We start from the raw sequence: 19,648 nt of genomic DNA, 5'->3' as shown, positions 1-19,648 counted from the left end.
CCGCGCCCTGGTAGCCGTAGCCCATGCCGCTCCCCTCCCGCACGCCCCGCCCCCCGTCGCCCCGCGCGCGTGCCCGCGCGCGCGTGCTGCGCTCCGCCGTCCTCGTCGCCCTCTCCGCCGGACTCGTCGCCGCCGCCCTGCCGCCGGCCGCGCCGCTCGGCATCGGGGACCCGCTCTTCCCGCAGCTGGGCAACCCCGGCTACGACGTCCTCTCGTACGACATCTCCCTCACCTACCCCGGCCGCAACACCGCGCCGCTGGCGGCCGTCACCCGGATCCAGGCGCTGGCCACCGGCGACCTGGACCGGATCAACCTCGACTTCACCCACGGCACCGTCTCCGCCGTCACCGTCGAGGGCGAACCCGCCGCCTACGAGAGCAGCGGCGAGGACCTGGTGATCACCCCCGCCCGCCCGGTCGACCGCGGCGAGGCCGTCGAGATCGCCGTCACCCACACCAGCGACCCCCGCGGGCCCGCCGACAGCGGCGGCTGGGTCCGCACCGGCGACGGCCTCGCCATGGCCAACCAGGCCGACGCCGCCCACCGGGTCTTCCCCTCCAACGACCACCCCTCCGACAAGGCCTTCTTCACCTTCCGGATCACCGCCCCCAACGCCCTCACCGCCGTCGCCAACGGCCTGCCCGAGAGCCGCGTCCGCAAGGGCGCGACCGCCACCTGGACGTACCGCACCGCCCACCCCATGGCCACCGAGCTCGCCCAGGTCTCCATCGGCGAATCGACCGTCGTGCACCGGCAGGGCCCGCACGGCCTCAAGCTCCGGGACGTCGTGCGCACCGCCGACCGCGAGCTCCTGGAGCCCTGGCTGCGCCGCACCCCCGGCCACCTCGAATGGCTGGAGAAGCGGCTCGGCGGGTACCCCTTCGAGACCTACGGGGTGCTCGTCGCCGACGCCGACACCGGCTTCGAGCTGGAGACCCAGACCCTCTCCCTCTTCGAGCGCGGCCTGTTCACCGAGCCGGGCCTGCCCGACTGGTACGTCGACTCGATCATGGTCCACGAGCTCTCCCACCAGTGGTTCGGCGACAGCGTCTCGCCCCGCACCTGGTCCGACCTGTGGCTCAACGAGGGTCACGCCACCTGGTACGAGGCGCTGTACGCCGAGGAGAAGGGCGGGCCCACCCTGGAGCGGCGCATGAAGGCCGCCTACGGGGCCTCCGACCAGTGGCGCGCGGACGGCGGCCCGCCGGCCGCGCCCAAGCCGCCGGAGCCGGGGGAGAAGATCAGCCTCTTCCGCCCCGTCGTCTACGACGGGGCCGCCCTGGCGCTGTACGCGCTGCGCCACGAGATCGGCACCGAGGCCTTCCAGCGCCTGGAGCGCACCTGGGTGAGCGAGCACCAGGACGGCACGCCGGGCACCAAGGACTTCATCGCGCTCGCCGAGTGGATCTCCGGCCGCGACCTGACCCGGTTCTTCGCCGACTGGCTCTACGCGGCGAAGACCCCGCCCATGCCGGGCCACCCCGACTGGCACAGCCGCGCGCCACGGCCGTGAAACCGGGATGACGGGCCCGGTCCGGCCGTGTCACCATCTTCTGGTCGGCGGCGCGGCCGGACCCCGGGAATTCTTCCGGGACGTCACGCGTTGTGACTGCCGTGACGGATTTTTCCGTGACGACTTCCCCTTCGACGTAAGGATCAAATGACCTCCTCTTCATCCCCTTCCCAGGACAAGCAGAGCTTCGCGGAGACGAACCGCACCGAGAGCCTTCGGGCCGATGCCCTGATGGAAGAGGACGTCGCCTGGAGCCACGAGATCGACGGGGAGCGGGACGGCGACCAGTTCGACCGCTCCGAGCGCGCGGCCCTGCGCCGTGTCGCCGGCCTCTCCACCGAGCTCGAGGACGTCACCGAGGTCGAGTACCGCCAGCTGCGCCTCGAGCGCGTCGTGCTGGTCGGTGTGTGGACCTCGGGGACGGTGCAGGACGCGGAGAACTCCCTCGCGGAGCTCGCGGCCCTCGCCGAGACGGCGGGTGCCCTCGTGCTCGACGGCGTCATCCAGCGCCGCGACAAGCCGGACCCGGCCACCTTCATCGGCTCGGGCAAGGCACGCGAACTCCGGGACATCGTGCTGGAGACCGGCGCCGACACCGTCGTCTGCGACGGCGAGCTCAGCCCCGGCCAGCTCATCGCCCTCGAAGACGTCGTCAAGGTGAAGGTGGTCGACCGGACCGCCCTCATCCTCGACATCTTCGCCCAGCACGCCAAGTCCCGTGAGGGCAAGGCGCAGGTCGCGCTCGCGCAGATGCAGTACATGCTGCCGCGGCTGCGCGGCTGGGGTCAGTCGCTCTCCCGGCAGATGGGTGGCGGCGGCGGTGGCGGCATGGCCACCCGTGGTCCCGGTGAGACCAAGATCGAGACCGACCGGCGTCGGATCCGCGAGAAGATGGCGAAGATGCGCCGGGAGATCGCGGAGATGAAGACCGGCCGCGACATCAAGCGGCAGGAGCGCCGCCGGAACAAGATCCCGTCGGTCGCCATCGCCGGCTACACCAACGCCGGCAAGTCCTCGCTGCTCAACCGCCTCACGGGCGCGGGCGTGCTGGTGGAGAACGCGCTGTTCGCCACCCTCGACCCGACCGTCCGCCGGGCCGAGACGCCCACCGGCCGGGTCTACACCCTGGCCGACACGGTCGGCTTCGTCCGGCACCTGCCCCACCACCTGGTCGAGGCCTTCCGCTCCACCATGGAGGAGGTCGGCGACTCCGACCTCATCCTGCACGTGGTGGACGGCTCGCACCCGGCCCCGGAGGAGCAGCTGGCGGCCGTGCGCGAGGTGTTCCGCGACGTCGGCGCGGTGAACGTGCCGGAGATCGTCGTCATCAACAAGGCGGACGCGGCCGACCCGCTGGTGCTCCAGCGGCTGCTGCGGGTGGAGAAGCACTCCATCGCGGTCTCGGCCCGCTCGGGCGAGGGCATGGAGCAGCTGCTCGCCCTCCTCGAGTCGGAGTTGCCGCGGCCTCAGGTCGAGATCGAGGTCCTGGTGCCGTACACCGAGGGCGGTCTCGTCTCGCGGGTGCACGCCGAGGGCGAGGTCCTCTCCGAGGAGCACACCCCGGAGGGCACCCTGCTCAAGGCGCGCGTGCACGAGGAACTGGCGGCGCTCCTCGCGCCGTACGTCCCGGCCGCGCACTGACGCGGACCTCGCGAGGACGCCCGCGCGCGTCGACGCGAGCGGGCGGGCAAGGCTGAAAAAGGCGCCGGCCGCCTCCCACACGGGAGGCGGCCGGCGCTTTCACGTCGGTGCCCTCGGGTCAGCGGGCGAACTTCTTGCTGACCATGTCGTGGGCCGCCTTGGCGCCGCGGCCCAGCTGCGGTCCGGCCAGCCAGCCGGTGCGGCCGGCCGGGCCGATCGAGGTGTTCGACACCAGCGCCGTCGTGCCGTTCGGCAGCACGCGGAACCAGCCGCCGCCGGAGGAGCCGCCGGTCATGGTGCAGCCGATCCGGAACATCGTCGGCGTGGCCGGGGCCGTGGTGAGGCGGGTGGCGCGGTCCAGGCACTTGTGCATGATCATGCCGTTGTACGGCGGCGCCGCCGGGTAGCCCCAGGCGCCGACCGTGCCGGCCCGCGAGGGTGCAGGGGCCGAGAAGTCGACCGGCAGGGCCACGCCCACGGTCTCCTCCAGGGACTTGCCGCCCCGCTCCGGCTGGACGTGCAGCACGGCGTAGTCGTACGGCCAGGCCTGGTTGGTGCCGCCGCCCTTGATCCACTCACCGGAGGTCACGGCCCAGTCGGCCCAGTACTGGCCGTAGGGGTACACCTCGTGCGGCTGCGCGTTGCGCAGCGCGGCGGGGGACTTGCCCAGGTCGTTGAAGGCCGGGACGAAGGTGATGTTGCGGTACCAGCCGCCCTTCTTGCCGGCGTGCACGCAGTGGCCCGCGGTCCACACGAGGTTGGACTTGCCGGGGCGGCGCGGGTCCTTGACGATCGTGCCGGAGCAGACCATCGAGCCCTGGGGCGAGTCGAAGAAGATCTTGCCGACCGGGGCCGCGTAGCGGTGGTAAGGCGTCTTCTCGCGCTGCGCCTGGACCGGCCGCGGCACCGGGTCGCTGCCGGAGCTGCCGGCCTGCGCGGTGATCGTCGGGTCGGGGCTCTTCGCCGACTGCATCCGGGCCGGGTCCCAGAGACCGTCGATCACCGGGTTGACGAAGTCCTCCGCCTCACGGAGCCACTTGTCCTGGTCCCAGTTCTTCCAGTCGCCGTCCTTCCACTTGTCGAGGTCGACGCCGTGCTTCTTCAGCTTGCCGGCGATGTCCTTGGTGAGGTCGGAGCCGGAACCGGCGCCGTCCTCGGCGGGCGTGGAGGCGGCGGGCTTGTCGGCGGGCTTGTCGGCCGCCGGGGTCTCGGTCGGACCACAGGCCGTGGCGGTCAGCGCGAGCGCCGCCGCCAGGGCCGTGAGACCGGGCAGAAGTCGTATGGAACGCATGAAGTGATGTCCCCCTGGAGTGTTCTGCGCGTCCGGCCGGGTCGGAATCACCCGCTCCGCATTGCCATGGACGCGTCACTAGCGGTGCACAGTATGCCCGTACGGAGGGGCGGGACCCCGGACGGGTCCCGCCCCTCCCGCACGGGGTCAGCGGTTCGCGTACTTCTTGCTGACGCCCTCGTAGACACCCTTGGCCTCGGCACCCAGTCGCGGCCCGGCCAGCCAGCCCGCCGTCACCGGGCCGATCGAGGTGTTCGACACCAGCGCCGGCTTGCCGTCCTGGCCCTTGGCCACCCAGCCGCCGCCGGAGGAACCGCCGGTCATGGTGCAGCCGATCCGGTACATCGTCGGCTGCTCGGTCTTCACCGAGAGGCGGCCCGGCTTGTCCTGGCACTGGAACATCTTCTGCCCGTCGTAGGGCGGACCCGCCGGGAAGCCGGTCGCGGTCATGTCCGCGATCTTCGGCACGGCCGGGGCGTTGAACTCCACCGGAAGCGCCGAACCGACCGTCTCCTCCAGGGACTTGCCCGTGGCGCCCTTCTCCGGCGTCACGTGCAGCACCGCGAAGTCGTACGGCGCGCCCTGGCCGCCGGTCTGCCCGCCCTGGGCGATCCACTGGTCGGAGGTCTTCGCCCAGTCGCTCCACCACACGCCGTACGGGGCGATCTCCTCGCGGGTCGCCTTCTCCAGCTCGGCGGTCGGCTTCCCGGCGTTGTTGTACGAGGGGACGAAGGCGATGTTGCGGTACCAGCCGCCCTTCTTGCCCGCGTGCACGCAGTGCCCGGCCGTCCAGACCATGTTGGACTTGCCCGGGTGCGCCGGGTCCTGCACGACCGTGGCCGAGCAGACCATCGAGCCCTCGGGGCCGTCGAAGAAGACCTTGCCGGAGGCGGGCGCGGTCGAGTGGTACGGCGCCTGCACGGAACGGGCCTTGACCGGCTCGGGCGTCGGGTCGGTCACGCCCTTGTCACCGGAGATGTCCTCGTCCTTGACCGGCTTGTCGGGGCGCTCGGCGTCCCGCATCCGGTCCGGGTCCCAGAGGTCCTCGATGATCGGGTTGACGAAGTCCTTGGCCTCACGCAGCCACTTGTCCTTGTCCCAGTTCTTCCACTCGCCGTTGCGCCACTTGTCCACGTCGATCCCGTGGTCCTTCAGGCGCTGCTTCAGGTCGTCCGGAATCGTGATCTTGCCGTCGGAGGCCGGGGTCGCGGTAGCGCTGGGCTTGTCACCCCCCGCGTTGTCCTCGGTCGGACCGCAGGCCGTCGCCGTCAGCGTCAGTGCCGCGACGGCGGATGCTGCGGCCAGCATCGGACGAATCGATCGCATCTCGTGATCCCCCTGGGACTACGTCAACTTGTGTATCAGCGTGTGCATCGGTGAAGCGGGGCGGCACGGACGGCCGTCCCGTGTGAAGCCCCCACTATGCCGGTGCCGGAGGGGACGGCACGACGCAGGTCCGCGGTTCCGTGCCCCCAACGGCCTTTGCCGGTCCGTGATCCGGGACACGCCAAGATCTTGGCCTCCGGCCGTGATCCCCGGCAGGCCCCGTCGTTGGTACGGACGGGGGACACGACGGCGGTGTCCGGGACACCTCTTCGGGTGGCCCTGCACCGTACCGATGTGCAACGCAACTGTTACCGCGGGAGGACTGCGAGCCGTGGCCGTGACCGAACCAGCTCCGGCCGTGACGCCGGACCAGCGGACCTGCGACGACCACCGGGACGACCACCCGGACGCGAGCGGGGGCGAGGCGCGTCACGACCACCGCGACGCCCCCCGGGGCGGGACGCGCGCGACCGGTGAGGCCGCCGTCCACGAGGGCATCCTGCGCCGGCAGGCGCAGCGGGAGTCCGCCGCCCGCACCTACGCGCGCTCCCTGCCCATCGTCCCGGTGCGCGCCCGGGGGCTCACCATCGAGGGCGCCGACGGCCGCCGCTACCTGGACTGCCTCTCCGGCGCCGGGACGCTGGCCCTCGGCCACAACCACCCCGTCGTCCTCGAAGCCATCCGCAAGGTCCTCGACTCGGGTGCGCCGCTGCACGTCCTGGACCTGGCCACGCCCGTCAAGGACGCCTTCACCACCGAGCTGTTCGCCACGCTCCCGGCCGGACTCGCCGACGACGCCCGCATCCAGTTCTGCGGGCCGGCCGGGACGGACGCCGTCGAGGCGGCCCTCAAACTCGTCCGCACCGCCACCGGCCGGACCGGCGTGGTCGCCTTCAGCGGCGCCTACCACGGCATGACGGCCGGTGCCCTCGACGTGTCCGGCGGCGCCACCGACGTCCGCGTCGCCCGGCTGCCCTACCCGCAGGACTACCGCTGCCCCTTCGGCATCGGCGGCGAGCGCGGGGCCGAACTGGCCGCCCGCTGGACCGAGACCGCGCTCGACGACCCCAAGAGCGGCGTCCCCGCCCCCGCCGGCATGATCCTCGAACCCGTCCAGGGCGAGGGCGGCGTCATCCCCGCCCCCGACGGCTGGCTGCGCCGCATGCGGGAGATCACCGCCGCCCGCTCCATCCCGCTGATCGCGGACGAGGTCCAGACGGGCGTCGGCCGCACCGGCACCTTCTGGGCCGTCGAGCACAGCGGCGTCGTCCCCGACGTGATGGTCCTCTCCAAGGCCATCGGCGGCTCCCTCCCGCTCGCCGTCGTCGTCTACCGCTCCGAGCTCGACGCCTGGGAACCCGGCGCCCACGCCGGCACCTTCCGCGGCAACCAGCTCGCCATGGCGGCCGGCGCCGCCACCCTCGCCTACGTACGGGAGAACGGGCTCGCCGCCCGGGCTGGCACCCTCGGCACCCGCATGCTCGGCCGGCTCCAGGGCCTCGCCGCCGCCCACCCCTGCATCGGCGACGTCCGCGGCCGCGGCCTGATGATCGGCGTCGAACTGGTCGACCCCGAGGCCCAGGGCCCCGACGACCTCGCCCCGCCGCCGGACCCGGCCCTCGCGACCACCGTCCAGCGCCAGTGCCTCGACCGCGGCCTCATCGTCGAACTCGGCGGCCGCCACAACGCGGTCGTCCGGCTGCTGCCCCCGCTCACCCTCACCGACGAGCAGGCGGCCGCCGTCCTCGACCGCTTCGCCGACGCCCTCGCCGCCGCCGAGCGGGTTCACCGGGCCCGCCCGTCCGGGCCGGCCCGCTGAATCCGGGCCGCCCCCCGCTCCCGGACCGGACCCGCCCGGACCGACCCACCCGGCCGCATCCCCCGGCCCGCCTCCCAAGGAAGCCACCGTGAATCCCACCCCCGCCCACGAGCCCTCCGGCTCCGCGAACGCCCCGCTCGCCGCCGAACCCACCGTGCCGCACCAGTACCCGGGCCCGGGCGTGCCCTCCGCGTCCGCCGGGCCGTGCGTGGCTTCCGCACCGGCGGCGTCCCCCGTGCGGACGACGTCGTTCGCCACCGTTCCCGCCGTGGCTTCCGTGCATGAGGTGGCGTCGGTGGCCGGTGCGGCCGCCGGGTCTGTCGGATCTACCGGGTTTGTCCAGTCCGCTGTGTCCGCCGGGTCTGTCGGGTCTGTCTGGAGCCCCGGATCCCCGGGGTCCCCCGCGTCCGCCGGGTCCGCCGAGCCCGTGGCCGACCCGGATCCGCTGGACGACCCGGATCCGCTGGACGACCCCGACCCCCGCCGGGCCGCCGACCAGGCCGCCGTCGAGAACCTGCTGCGCTGCTGGGTACGGGAGAAGGACCTGGCGGCGCCCGGCGCCGCCACCCTGCGCATCCCCCTCGACGCCTCCGGGACCGCCCTGCTCGTCCCCGTCCGCTACTGGTCGCCCACCGGCTGGCACCGCTTCGGCGCCCCCGCCCTCGAAGGCCTCCCGGCCACCGCGCCGACCGTCGACGCGGTCACCGTCGCCGCCCTGCTCAGCCGCGAGAGCGGGCGCCCCGAGGGCACCGAACTCGTCGGCCGCGTCGCCGACTCCGCCCGCCGCACCGCCGAGTTCATCGCCGAACGGCGCCGCGACCCGCTGCCGGGCCCCGAGGCCGACCTCTTCCTCACCGCCGAACAGTCCCTGCTGCTCGGCCACCCGCTCCACCCCACCCCCAAGAGCCGCGAGGGGCTCTCCGAGGCCGAGGCCCGGCTCTACTCGCCCGAGTCGCACGGCTCGTTCCCGCTCCACTGGATGGCCGTCGACCACAGGGTCCTCGCCGCCGACTCCGCCTGGACCGAGCAGGGCCGTCCCGTCGCCGCCGCCCAGCTCACCGCCGCCCTCGCCGAGGGCCTCGACCTCCCCGCCGGCACCGCCGCCCTGCCGCTCCACCCCTGGCAGGCCCGCGAGCTCCGCCACCGCCCCGCCGTCGCCGCCCTCCTCGACGCGGGCCTCCTCCACGACCTCGGCCCGCACGGCGGCCGCTGGCACCCGACCTCCTCCGTCCGCACGGTGCACCGCCCCGGTGCCCGCGCCATGCTGAAGCTCTCCCTCGGCGTGCGGATCACCAACTCCCGCCGCGAGAACCTGCGCAAGGAACTCCACCGCGGCGTCGAGGTGCACCGGCTGCTCCGCACCGGCCTCGTCGACCAGTGGCAGTCCGCCCACCCGGGCTTCGACATCGTCCGCGACCCGGCCTGGCTCGCGGTCGACACCCCCGAAGGCGAAGCCGTCCCCGGCCTCGACGTGATGATCCGGCACAACCCCTTCGCCGCCGGCGACGACGCCGTCTGCCTCGCCGCCCTCACCTCACCACGGCCCCGGCCCGGCTCCGCCCGCATGAGCTCGCGCCTGGCCGAGATCACGGCCCGGCTCGCCGCCCGCACCGGCCGCCCCACCACGGCCGTCGCCGCCGAGTGGTTCCTGCGCTACCTCGACCTCGTGGTCCGCCCCGTGCTCTGGCTCGACGGCCGGGCAGGCGTCGCCCTGGAGGCCCACCAGCAGAACACCCTGGTCCTGCTCGACCCCGAGGGCTGGCCCGTCGGCGGCCGCTACCGCGACAACCAGGGCTACTACTTCCGCGAGTCCCGCCGCGACGAACTCGAGAGCCGCCTCCCCGGCATCGGCGAGGCCAGCGACACCTTCGTCTCCGACCAGGTCACCGACGAGCGCTTCGCCTACTACCTCGGCATCAACAACGTCCTCGGGCTGATCGGCGCCTTCGGCGCGCAGCGGCTCGCCGACGAGCGCGTCCTGCTCGCCGCCCTGCGCCGGTTCCTCGCCACCGCGACCAGCCTGGGCTCCCCGCTGCCGCACCGTCTCCTGGAGGCCGCGACCCTGCGCTGCAAGGCCAACCTCCTCACCCGGCTCCACGGCCTCGACGAGCTGGTCGGCCCCGTCGACACCCAGTCCGTGTACGTCACCCTCACCAACCCCCTCCGCGCCTGACCCCTCCGCGGCGGTGGCCCCGGCCCCGTCGACCCGCCCGCCCGACCCACCGACACCGACCCGCCGAGAGGAGAGCGCCCCGTGCCTCCCACCGATGCGCACCCCGGCACCGAGGCCGCAGGCCCCGTACCCGGCACCGGCAGCCAGCCGGGCGCCGACGACACCCTGGACCTGCACCTGCCCGAGGAGCTCGTCGCGCTCCTCGGCGCCGACCTGCCGAGCGGGCCCGCCGACGGCGGCGACCTCCTCGACGCCGTCGCCGACTGGCAGCCGGCCGACACCCCCGTCGGCCGCTTCCGCCTCGTCCCCGTACGGCTCGACCGCGACCTGCCGCTCGTCGCCCGCTGGATGAACGACCCCCGCCGTCGCCGCCTTCTGGGAGCTCGCGGGACCCGCGAGCGTGACCGCCGACCACATCGGCGCCCAACTCGACGGCGACGGACGGAGCGTGCCCTGCCTCGGCGTCCTCGACGGCACCCCGATGAGCTACTTCGAGATCTACCGGGCCGACCTCGACCCGCTCGCCCGGTACTACCCGGCGCGCCCGCACGACACCGGGATCCACCTGCTCGTCGGAGGCGTCGCCGACCGCGGCCGCGGAGTCGGCACCACTCTGCTGCGCGCCGTCGCCGACCTGGTCCTCGACCACCGGCCCCGGTGCACCCGGGTCCTGGCCGAGCCCGACCTGCGCAACACCCCCTCCGTGGCGGCCTTCCTGGGCGCCGGCTTCCGTCTGTCCGCGGAGGTCGAGCTCCCCGACAAGCGTGCCGCGCTCATGGTCCGCGACCGGGCCCTGCGCCACGTCCTGTGAGCAGCCGCCGACTCGCACCACCGACTCGCACCACCGAATCGCGCCCACCGACTCGCAACCACCGCTCGCCCCACAGCGGTTCCCACCCGGAGGAGTCCTCGTGTCGACGTCCCCTGCACCCCACGACTCCGCACCACCCGCACCACCGGCCCTCTGCGTGCCACCCGAACTGAACCCCGCCGCCTGGGCCCGGGCCTCCACCCGCCTGCTCGCCAAGGCCCTCGCCGAGTTCTCGTACGAGGAGATCGTCGAACCCCGGCCGGCCGGGCCCGGCACGGACGACGGCCGGCCCGGCCCGTACACCCTCACCCTCGACGACGGCGGCACGCTCGCCTTCACCGCCCGTCGCGGCGCCTACGGCAGCTGGCGGGTGGAGCCCGACTCGATCACCGTCGACGGCAGCCCGGCCACCGACCCGCTGGACTTCCTGGTGCGGGCCCGGCGCCTCCTCGACCTCGACGGCGCCACCCTCGGCCACCTCATCCGCGAGCTCACCACCACCCTCGCCGCCGACACCCGGCTCGACCACACCGCGCTGCCCGCCGCCCGGCTCGCCGACCTCGGCTACGCGGAACTCGAAGGCCACCAGACCGGCCACCCCTGGCTCGTCCTCAACAAGGGCCGCATCGGCTTCTCCGCCACCGACGCCGCCCGCTGGGCCCCCGAGGCCCGCCGCGCCGCCCACCTGCCGTGGATCGCGGTCAGCAGCCGGATCGCCGCCTACCGCGGGGTCCCCGGCCTCGACACCCCCGACCTGCTCTACGCCCGCGAGCTCGACCCCGAGGTCCGGGCGTCCTTCCACGCCACGCTGCGGGCCCGCGGCCTCGACCCGGACGGCTACCTCCTCCTGCCGGTCCACCCCTGGCAGTGGGACGAGGTCCTGCTCCCGCTGTACGCCCCCGCCATCGCCTCCGGGGCCCTGGTGCCGCTCACCGCCGACGGCGACCTGCGCCTGCCGCAGCAGTCGATCCGCACCTTCCTCAACACCAGCCGCCCCGACCGCCACACGGTCAAGCTGCCGCTGTCCGTCCTCAACACCCTCGTCTGGCGCGGCCTGCCCACCGAGCGCACCCTCGCCGCCCCGGCCGTCACCTCCTGGGTCCACGGCCTGCGGGACGCCGACCCCTTCCTGCGCGACGAGTGCGGGGTGATCCTGCTCGGCGAGGTCGCCTCCGTCACCGTCGAGCACCCGTTGTACGACCGGCTCCCGGAAGTGCCGTACCAGTACAAGGAGCTCCTGGGCGCGATCTGGCGCGAACCCCTGCGCCTGCCGCCGGGCGAACGCGCCCGCACCCTCGCCGCGCTGCTGCACACCGACCCCGAGGGCCGGGCCTTCGTCGCCGAGCTCGTCACCCGCTCGGGGCTCGCCCCCCGGGCCTGGCTCCAGCGCCTCTTCGCCGCCCTGATGCCGCCGCTGCTGCACTTCCTCTACCAGTACGGCACCGTCTTCTCCCCGCACGGCGAGAACGCCATCGTCGTCTTCGACGACCAGGACGTGCCCGTGCGGCTGGCGATCAAGGACTTCGTCGACGACGTGAACATCAGCGCCCACCCGCTCCCGGAGCACGCCACCATGCCGGACGACGTCCGGGCCGTGCTGCTCACCGAGGAGCCGGACTTCCTCACCCAGTTCATCCATTCGGGCCTCTTCGTCGGCGTCTTCCGCTACCTGGCGCCCTTGTACGAGGAGCAACTGGGCACCCCGGAGGAGGAGTTCTGGACCCTGCTGCGGGCCGAGATCCTGCGCCACCAGGCCCGCTTCCCGGAGCTGAAGGAACGCTTCGAGCTGTTCGACCTCCTCGTCCCCCGGATCGAGCGCCTCTGTCTCAACCGCAACCGTCTCCACCTGGACGGCTACCGCGACCGGCCCGAGCGCCCGCACGCCGCCGTCCACGGCACCGTCCCGAACCCCCTCGCGTGATCACGGGGAGGGACCGGCTGTCGGTGCCGCCCCGTAGGCTGGAAGCGCTATGACGAAGCTATCCCTCCCCGACCTCCTCCACGCCGCCGTCGCCGCCGTCGGCGGTGTGGAGCGCCCCGGCCAGGTCACCATGGCCGAGGCCGTGACCGAGGCCATCGACGACGGTTCGCACCTCCTCGTCCAGGCCGGCACCGGCACCGGTAAATCCCTCGGCTATCTCGTACCGGCGCTGGCGCAGGGGGAGCGGGTGGTGGTCGCGACGGCGACCCTGGCCCTCCAGCGCCAGCTCGTCGAGCGCGATCTCCCGCGGACGGTCGACGCCCTGCACCCGCAGCTGCGCCGCCGCCCGGAGTTCGCCATGCTCAAGGGCCGGTCGAACTACCTCTGCCTGCACCGCCTGCACGAGGGCGTCCCGCAGGACGAGGAGGACGGCCTCTTCGACCCCTTCGAGGCGGCGGCCCCCACCAGCAAGCTGGGCCAGGACCTGCTGCGGCTGCGGGACTGGTCCGACGAGACGGAGACCGGCGACCGGGACGACCTGACGCCGGGCGTCTCCGACCGGGCCTGGGCTCAGGTCTCGGTCTCCTCCCGCGAGTGCCTGGGCGCGAGCAAGTGCGCGTACGGTCCGGAGTGCTTCGCCGAGGCGGCCCGCGAGCGGGCCAAGCTGGCCGAGGTCGTCGTCACCAACCACGCGCTGCTCGCCATCGACGCGATCGAGGGTGCGCCGGTGCTGCCGCAGCACGAGGTGCTGATCGTCGACGAGGCCCACGAGCTGGTCTCCCGCGTGACCGGCGTCGCCACCGGCGAGCTCACGCCCGGCCAGGTCAACCGGGCGGTGCGCCGGGCGTCCAAGCTGGTGGACGAGAAGGTCGCCGACCAGCTCCAGACCGCGGCGGAGGGCTTCGAGCGGCTGATGGAGCTGGCCCTGCCGGGCCGGCTGGAGGAGATCCCTGAGGACCTGGCGTACGCGCTGATGGCGCTGCGCGACGCCTCCCGCGCGGTGATCACGGCCCTCGGCAACACCCGCGACCGTTCCGTGCAGGACGAGGACGCCGTCCGCAAGCAGGCCATGGCCTCCGTGGAGACGGTGCACGGCGTGGCCGAGCGGATCACCCAGGGCTCGGAGTACGACGTCGTCTGGTACGAGCGGCACGACCGCTTCGGCGCCTCGCTGCGGGTCGCCCCGCTCACCGTCTCGGGGCTGCTGCGCGAGAAGCTCTTCGCCGACCGCTCGGTGGTCCTCACCTCGGCCACGCTCAAGCTGGGCGGCGACTTCAACGGGGTGGGCGCCTCGCTCGGGCTGGCCCCCGAGGGCACCACGGGCGACGACCTGCCGGTCTGGAAGGGCATCGACGTCGGCTCGCCGTTCGACTACCCGAAGCAGGGCATCCTCTACGTCGCCAAGCACCTCAACCGGCCCGCCCGGGACGGTGAGCGCGGCGACATGCTGGACGAGCTGACCGAGCTGATGCAGGCCGCCGGCGGGCGCACGCTCGGCCTGTTCTCCTCGATGCGGGCCGCGCAGCAGGCGGCGGAGGAGCTGCGGAGCCGGATTCCCGAGCTGCCGATCCTGCTCCAGGGCGAGGACACGCTCGGCGAGTTGATCAAGAACTTCGCCGCCGACCCGAAGACCTGCCTCTTCGGCACGCTCTCGCTGTGGCAGGGCGTCGACGTGCCGGGGCCGAGTTGCCAGCTCGTCGTGATGGACAAGATCCCCTTCCCGCGGCCCGACGACCCGCTGATGAGCGCGCGGCAGAAGGCGGTGGAGGACGCCGGGGGCAACGGCTTCATGGCGGTGGCGGCGACGCACGCGGCGCTGCTCATGGCGCAGGGCGCCGGCCGACTGGTCAGGGCCACGGGGGACCGGGGCGTCGTCGCGGTGCTCGATCCGCGGCTGGCGACGGCCCGGTACGGCAGCTACCTCAAGGCCTCGCTGCCGGACTTCTGGTACACCACCGACCGCAATCAGGTGCGGAAGTCGCTGGCGGCGATCGACGCGGCGGCGGACGCGAAGGCGTAGCCCACGTCCTGGGGGCCCTGGAGACACGGCAGGGCCCCGGGACCGGCGCAGTGGTTCCCGGGGCCCGGTTCAGGGCCGACGAGGTGCGGTCACACCCGTCGCAGCACGGCGACGACCTTGCCGAGGATGGTGGCCTCGTCGCCGGGGATCGGCTGGTACGCCGCGTTGTGCGGCAGCAGCCAGACGTGGCCGTCCTCGCGCTTGAAGCGCTTGACCGTGGCCTCGCCGTCGAGCATGGCGGCCACGATGTCGCCGTTCTCGGCGACCGGCTGGCGGCGGACCGTGACCCAGTCCCCGTCACAGATGGCGGCCTCGATCATGGAGTCGCCGACGACCTTCAGGACGAAGAGCTCGCCGTCGCCGACCAGCTGCCGGGGGAGCGGGAAGACGTCCTCGACGGACTCCTCCGCCAGGATGGGGCCACCGGCCGCGATGCGGCCGACCAGGGGGACGTAGGAGGCGGCGGGCTTGCCCGTGGTGTCCGTCGGCTGGGTGCTGGGCTGGTCCGAGCCCCGCACCTCGTACGCGCGGGGGCGGTGCGGGTCGCGCCGCAGGAAGCCCTTGCGCTCCAGCGCCATCAGCTGGTGCGCCACCGAGGAGGTGCTGGAGAGGCCCACGGCCTGGCCGATCTCACGCATCGACGGCGGGTAGCCGCGGCGCTGGACCGAGTCGCGGATGACCTCGATGACCCGGCGCTGCCGGTCGGTGAGGCCGGAGCTGTCGGCCCGGATGCCTGGGGGGCGTCCGGGGAGCGAGCGCGCGGGTCGGCCGGGCTCCTCCCCGTTCATGGCTGCGTCATTCATCGCATGCACCGGCTCGAGTCGGCCCTGGGAGCGGTCCTGGGCAGTGATGGTGGCACTGTCTGCGGTGGTGGTCACGTCGGCGGCCCCTCTCGAATGGTCTCCCTGGCTGGCACAACGGTAGTGGCTTTCGAAAGGTTGCGCCAAACACACGTTCGAGTGAAAAATCGCAGATCGCCGTACGCGTGTGTGTACGTGGGTGTATATGCGGCCCACAGGGCGTGATCGCAGGCCTCTCCGTCGCCGACGTCACCGATGTGCCACCGGTCTCTCACCGGTCTCTCGTCGGTGTCTCAATTCGGTCATTACGGTAACCTTCAGCGCCGGACCGCGTGGGGCGGGGGTGCCCTCCCAGTGTCGCATCGGCGACCCCGGAATCCGTGCCGCCGCGCCCTTCCCGTACCCTCGTGGCCGGTCGGGAGCGCGACACGCGCAGGTAGGTCGAAATCGCGGTCCGCCCCAAGATCTAGTGGTTGGATTGCATCAGCCACCCAGAACTAGTGGTCCTCGGTCTGCCGAGGGTCCCCGCATCACCTATGCTGGTGGTCGCTTCGAGGGCCTTGACGGGCCCGGTGAGGCTATTCAGTCGTGCCGTGAGGGAGGGTCGGAACCACATGCACTGCCCCTTCTGCAGGCACCCCGACAGCCGGGTCGTCGACAGTCGCACCACCGACGACGGGACGTCCATCCGACGCCGCCGCCAGTGCCCCGACTGCTCCCGCCGTTTCACGACGGTGGAGACGTGCTCGCTGATGGTGGTCAAGCGTTCGGGCGTCACCGAGCCCTTCAGCCGTACCAAGGTCATCTCCGGCGTGCGCAAGGCGTGCCAGGGGCGGCCGGTCACCGAGGACGCCCTCGCCAAGCTCGGCCAGCGGGTCGAGGAGGCGGTGCGCGCCACCGGGAGCGCCGAGCTGACCACCCACGACGTGGGCCTGGCCATCCTCGGCCCGCTGCAGGAGCTCGACCTCGTCGCGTACCTGCGGTTCGCGTCCGTGTACAAGGCTTTCGACAGCCTCGAAGACTTCGAGGCCGCCGTCGTGGAACTCCGCGAGCGGCCTCCCGCTGAGCTGCGCGGGACCGGAGCGACCCCAGAGGTCCCCGTTCCCGCCACCGCCGCCGACTAGACCGGCGGGCCGGATCGAGGACGATCCGGCGACCGGCCGCCGCGCGGCCCGGAAAGACCTGCCCCGAGTGAACCGCGAGGTGCTCGTGGCAACTGCACTACAAGACGAAGTACAGAAGGCGGAGCCCTGGAATTTTCCGGGCGCTCCAGCGTGTTTTGCCCGTATATGGGAGGCGGCATGACAGAGACGGCGAGCGGTCCGGCACGTGGTTCCCGCACCAAGGGAGCCAAGGCGGCGAGCAAGGGCCTGCGTATCGAGCGCATCCACACCACCCCCGGCGTGCATCCGTACGACGAGGTGAGCTGGGAGCGCCGTGACGTCGTCATGACCAACTGGCGCGACGGCTCGATCAACTTCGAGCAGCGTGGCGTCGAGTTCCCCGACTTCTGGTCGGTGAACGCGGTCAACATCGTCACCAGCAAGTACTTCCGCGGGGCCGTCGGCACCCCGCAGCGCGAGACCGGTCTCAAGCAGCTCATCGACCGGATCGTGAAGACCTACACGAAGGCCGGCGAGGAGTACGGCTACTTCGCCTCGCCCTCCGACGCCGAGATCTTCGAGCACGAGCTGGCCTACGCCCTCCTGCACCAGATCTTCAGCTTCAACTCCCCGGTGTGGTTCAACGTCGGCACGCCCCAGCCCCAGCAGGTCTCCGCCTGCTTCATCCTGGCCGTCGACGACTCCATGGAGTCGATCCTCGACTGGTACAAGGAAGAGGGCATGATCTTCAAGGGCGGCTCCGGCGCCGGCCTGAACCTCTCCCGCATCCGCTCCTCCAAGGAGCTGCTCTCCTCCGGCGGCAACGCCTCCGGCCCGGTCTCCTTCATGCGCGGCGCCGACGCCTCCGCGGGAACCATCAAGTCGGGCGGCGCCACCCGCCGCGCCGCCAAGATGGTCATCCTGGACGTCGACCACCCCGACATCGAGGACTTCATCGAGACCAAGGTCAAGGAGGAGGAGAAGATCCGCGCCCTCCGCGACGCGGGCTTCGACATGGACCTGGGCGGCGACGACATCACGTCCGTCCAGTACCAGAACGCCAACAACTCCGTCCGCGTGAACGACGAGTTCATGAAGGCCGTCGAGTCCGGCGGGAAGTTCGGCCTGCGGGCCCGCATGACCGGCGAGGTCATCGAGGAGGTCGACGCCAAGTCGCTCTTCCGCAAGATGGCCGAGGCCGCGTGGGCCTGTGCCGACCCGGGCATCCAGTACGACGACACGATCAACCACTGGCACACCTGCCCCGAGTCCGGCCGGATCAACGGCTCGAACCCGTGCAGCGAGTACATGCACCTGGACAACACGTCCTGCAACCTCGCCTCGCTGAACCTGATGAAGTTCCTCAAGGACGACGGCAAGGGCAACCAGTCCTTCGAGGTCGAGCGCTTCGCCAAGGTCGTCGAGCTCGTCATCACCGCGATGGACATCTCCATCTGCTTCGCCGACTTCCCCACCCAGAAGATCGGCGAGAACACCCGCGCCTTCCGCCAGCTCGGCATCGGCTACGCCAACCTCGGCGCCCTGCTGATGGCGACCGGCCACGCGTACGACTCCGACGGCGGCCGCGCCCTGGCCGGCGCCATCACCTCGCTGATGACCGGCACCTCGTACAAGCGCTCCGCCGAGCTCGCCGCCGTCGTCGGCGCCTACGACGGCTACGCGCTCAACGCCCAGCCGCACCAGCGCGTCATGCAGCAGCACGCCGACGAGAACACCAAGGCCGTCCGCGTGGACGACCTGGACTCGCCGATCTGGGCCGCCGCCACGGAGGCCTGGCAGGACGTGATCCGCCTCGGCGCCAAGAACGGCTTCCGCAACGCGCAGGCCTCGGTCATCGCCCCGACCGGCACCATCGGTCTCGCGATGTCCTGCGACACCACCGGCCTCGAGCCCGACCTCGCCCTGGTCAAGTTCAAGAAGCTGGTCGGCGGCGGCTCGATGCAGATCGTCAACGGCACCGTCCCGCAGGCCCTGCGCCGCCTGGGTTACCAGGAGGAGCAGATCGAGGCGATCGTCGCCCACATCGCCGAGCACGGCAACGTGGTCGACGCCCCCGGCCTGAAGACCGAGCACTACGAGGTCTTCGACTGCGCCATGGGCGAGCGTTCCATCTCCGCGATGGGCCACGTCCGCATGATGGCCGCCATCCAGCCGTGGATCTCGGGCGCCCTCTCCAAGACCGTCAACCTGCCGGAGACGGCGACGGTCGAGGACGTCGAGGAGGTCTACTTCGAGGCCTGGAAGATGGGCGTCAAGGCGCTCGCCATCTACCGCGACAACTGCAAGGTCGGCCAGCCCCTCTCCGCCAAGAAGAAGGAGGAGGAGAAGGTCGAGGTCACCGCGAAGTCCGAGGCGACGATCCGCGAGGCCGTCGAGAAGGTCGTCGAGTACCGCCCGGTGCGCAAGCGCCTCCCGAAGGGCCGTCCGGGGATCACCACCTCCTTCACCGTGGGTGGCGCCGAGGGCTACATGACCGCCAACTCCTACCCGGACGACGGTCTCGGCGAGGTCTTCCTGAAGATGTCGAAGCAGGGCTCCACGCTCGCCGGCATGATGGACGCCTTCTCCATCGCCGTCTCCGTCGGTCTGCAGTACGGCGTCCCCCTGGAGACGTACGTCTCGAAGTTCACCAACATGCGCTTCGAGCCGGCCGGCATGACGGACGACCCGGACGTGCGGATGGCGCAGTCGATCGTCGACTACATCTTCCGCCGCCTGGCGCTGGACTTCCTGCCCTTCGAGACCCGCTCCGCGCTCGGCATCCACTCCGCCGAGGAGCGCCAGCGTCACCTGGAGACCGGCTCGTACGAGCAGTCCGTGGACGACGTCGACGTGGACGTGGAGGGGCTGGCCCAGTCCGCCCCCCGCGCCCAGGAGCTGAAGGCCGTCGCCGCTCCGGTGCAGGCCGAGGTGCCCGCCCCGAAGCAGGCCCACACCTCCGCCGAGCTCGTCGAGATGCAGCTGGGCATCAGCGCGGACGCCCCACTCTGCTTCTCCTGCGGCACGAAGATGCAGCGCGCCGGCTCCTGCTACATCTGCGAGGGCTGCGGCTCGACCAGCGGTTGCAGCTGACCGTCCTGAGTAGCGTCTGAGAGAGGGTGCCGACCACGGGTCGGCACCCTCTCTCGCGTACCCGTCTCCCGCGCGGGTGACGGAAATCCCTGTTCGCCTCGGAACGATCACCGGTTACGCTCGCCGCCGCGCCCTC

Annotated in this window: 11 protein-coding genes and 1 pseudogene; 9 read left to right on the top strand and 3 right to left on the bottom strand. The window is 72.3% G+C overall.

All coding sequences use genetic code 11. The features are described 5' to 3' along the window. The first annotated feature begins 23 nt into the window (after nt 1–23). Nucleotides 24–1,514, top strand: a complete 1,491-nt coding sequence (locus ABD981_RS36350; RefSeq protein ID WP_046911349.1) for a M1 family metallopeptidase — start codon at nt 24–26, stop codon at nt 1,512–1,514. Between the two features lie 147 nt (nt 1,515–1,661). After that, nucleotides 1,662–3,155: a GTPase HflX gene (gene hflX, locus ABD981_RS36345; RefSeq protein ID WP_046911348.1), complete on the top strand. Its 1,494-nt coding sequence runs from the start codon at nt 1,662–1,664 to the stop codon at nt 3,153–3,155. Nucleotides 3,156–3,273: 118 nt separating this feature from the next. On the opposite strand, the gene ABD981_RS36340 is transcribed toward hflX, so the two are convergent. Together ABD981_RS36340 and ABD981_RS36335 are read right to left on the bottom strand one after the other, a co-directional pair. After that, nucleotides 3,274–4,446, bottom strand: coding sequence for a trypsin-like serine peptidase (locus tag ABD981_RS36340; protein ID WP_046911347.1), 1,173 nt, complete (start codon nt 4,444–4,446; stop codon nt 3,274–3,276). 147 nt (nt 4,447–4,593) lie between these two features. Further along, on the bottom strand, nt 4,594–5,772 hold the full coding sequence (locus ABD981_RS36335; RefSeq protein ID WP_046911346.1) for a trypsin-like serine peptidase: 1,179 nt from the start codon (nt 5,770–5,772) through the stop codon (nt 4,594–4,596). Between the two features lie 496 nt (nt 5,773–6,268). Here ABD981_RS36335 and ABD981_RS36330 point away from each other — a divergent pair, with 496 nt between their 5' ends. The 5 genes and pseudogenes from ABD981_RS36330 (at nt 6,269) to ABD981_RS36310 (ending at nt 14,516) form a co-directional block, all read left to right on the top strand. Beyond that, nucleotides 6,269–7,591, top strand: coding sequence for a diaminobutyrate--2-oxoglutarate transaminase family protein (locus tag ABD981_RS36330; RefSeq protein ID WP_046911363.1), 1,323 nt, complete (start codon nt 6,269–6,271; stop codon nt 7,589–7,591). A gap of 427 nt (nt 7,592–8,018) precedes the next feature. Then, complete coding sequence (locus ABD981_RS36325) at nt 8,019–9,764, top strand: IucA/IucC family protein (protein ID WP_338058656.1); 1,746 nt, start codon at nt 8,019–8,021, stop codon at nt 9,762–9,764. A gap of 81 nt (nt 9,765–9,845) precedes the next feature. After that, nucleotides 9,846–10,575 (top strand): annotated as a pseudogene (locus tag ABD981_RS36320) (GNAT family N-acetyltransferase). A 100-nt stretch (nt 10,576–10,675) separates the two neighbouring features. After that, nucleotides 10,676–12,496, top strand: coding sequence for an IucA/IucC family protein (locus ABD981_RS36315; protein WP_046911344.1), 1,821 nt, complete (start codon nt 10,676–10,678; stop codon nt 12,494–12,496). Between the two features lie 49 nt (nt 12,497–12,545). Further along, complete coding sequence (locus tag ABD981_RS36310) at nt 12,546–14,516, top strand: ATP-dependent DNA helicase (RefSeq protein WP_046911343.1); 1,971 nt, start codon at nt 12,546–12,548, stop codon at nt 14,514–14,516. Nucleotides 14,517–14,605: 89 nt separating this feature from the next. Here ABD981_RS36310 and lexA read toward each other — a convergent pair whose 3' ends face one another. Continuing rightward, nucleotides 14,606–15,394, bottom strand: a complete 789-nt coding sequence (gene lexA / locus ABD981_RS36305; RefSeq protein WP_046911342.1) for a transcriptional repressor LexA — start codon at nt 15,392–15,394, stop codon at nt 14,606–14,608. 536 nt (nt 15,395–15,930) lie between these two features. Here lexA and nrdR point away from each other — a divergent pair. Continuing rightward, the gene (nrdR, locus tag ABD981_RS36300) at nt 15,931–16,440 is read left to right on the top strand and encodes a transcriptional regulator NrdR (protein ID WP_046911341.1); all 510 of its coding nucleotides are present in this window, start codon (nt 15,931–15,933) and stop codon (nt 16,438–16,440) included. A gap of 177 nt (nt 16,441–16,617) precedes the next feature. Next, entirely contained in the window at nt 16,618–19,512 is a 2,895-nt protein-coding gene (locus tag ABD981_RS36295; RefSeq protein ID WP_046911361.1) for a vitamin B12-dependent ribonucleotide reductase, read from the top strand. Nucleotides 19,513–19,648 lie beyond the last annotated feature (136 nt).

The organism is Streptomyces showdoensis, assembly GCF_039535475.1.
GTDB lineage: Bacteria > Actinomycetota > Actinomycetes > Streptomycetales > Streptomycetaceae > Streptomyces > Streptomyces showdoensis.
This window is presented reverse-complemented; position numbering and strand designations above follow the sequence as displayed.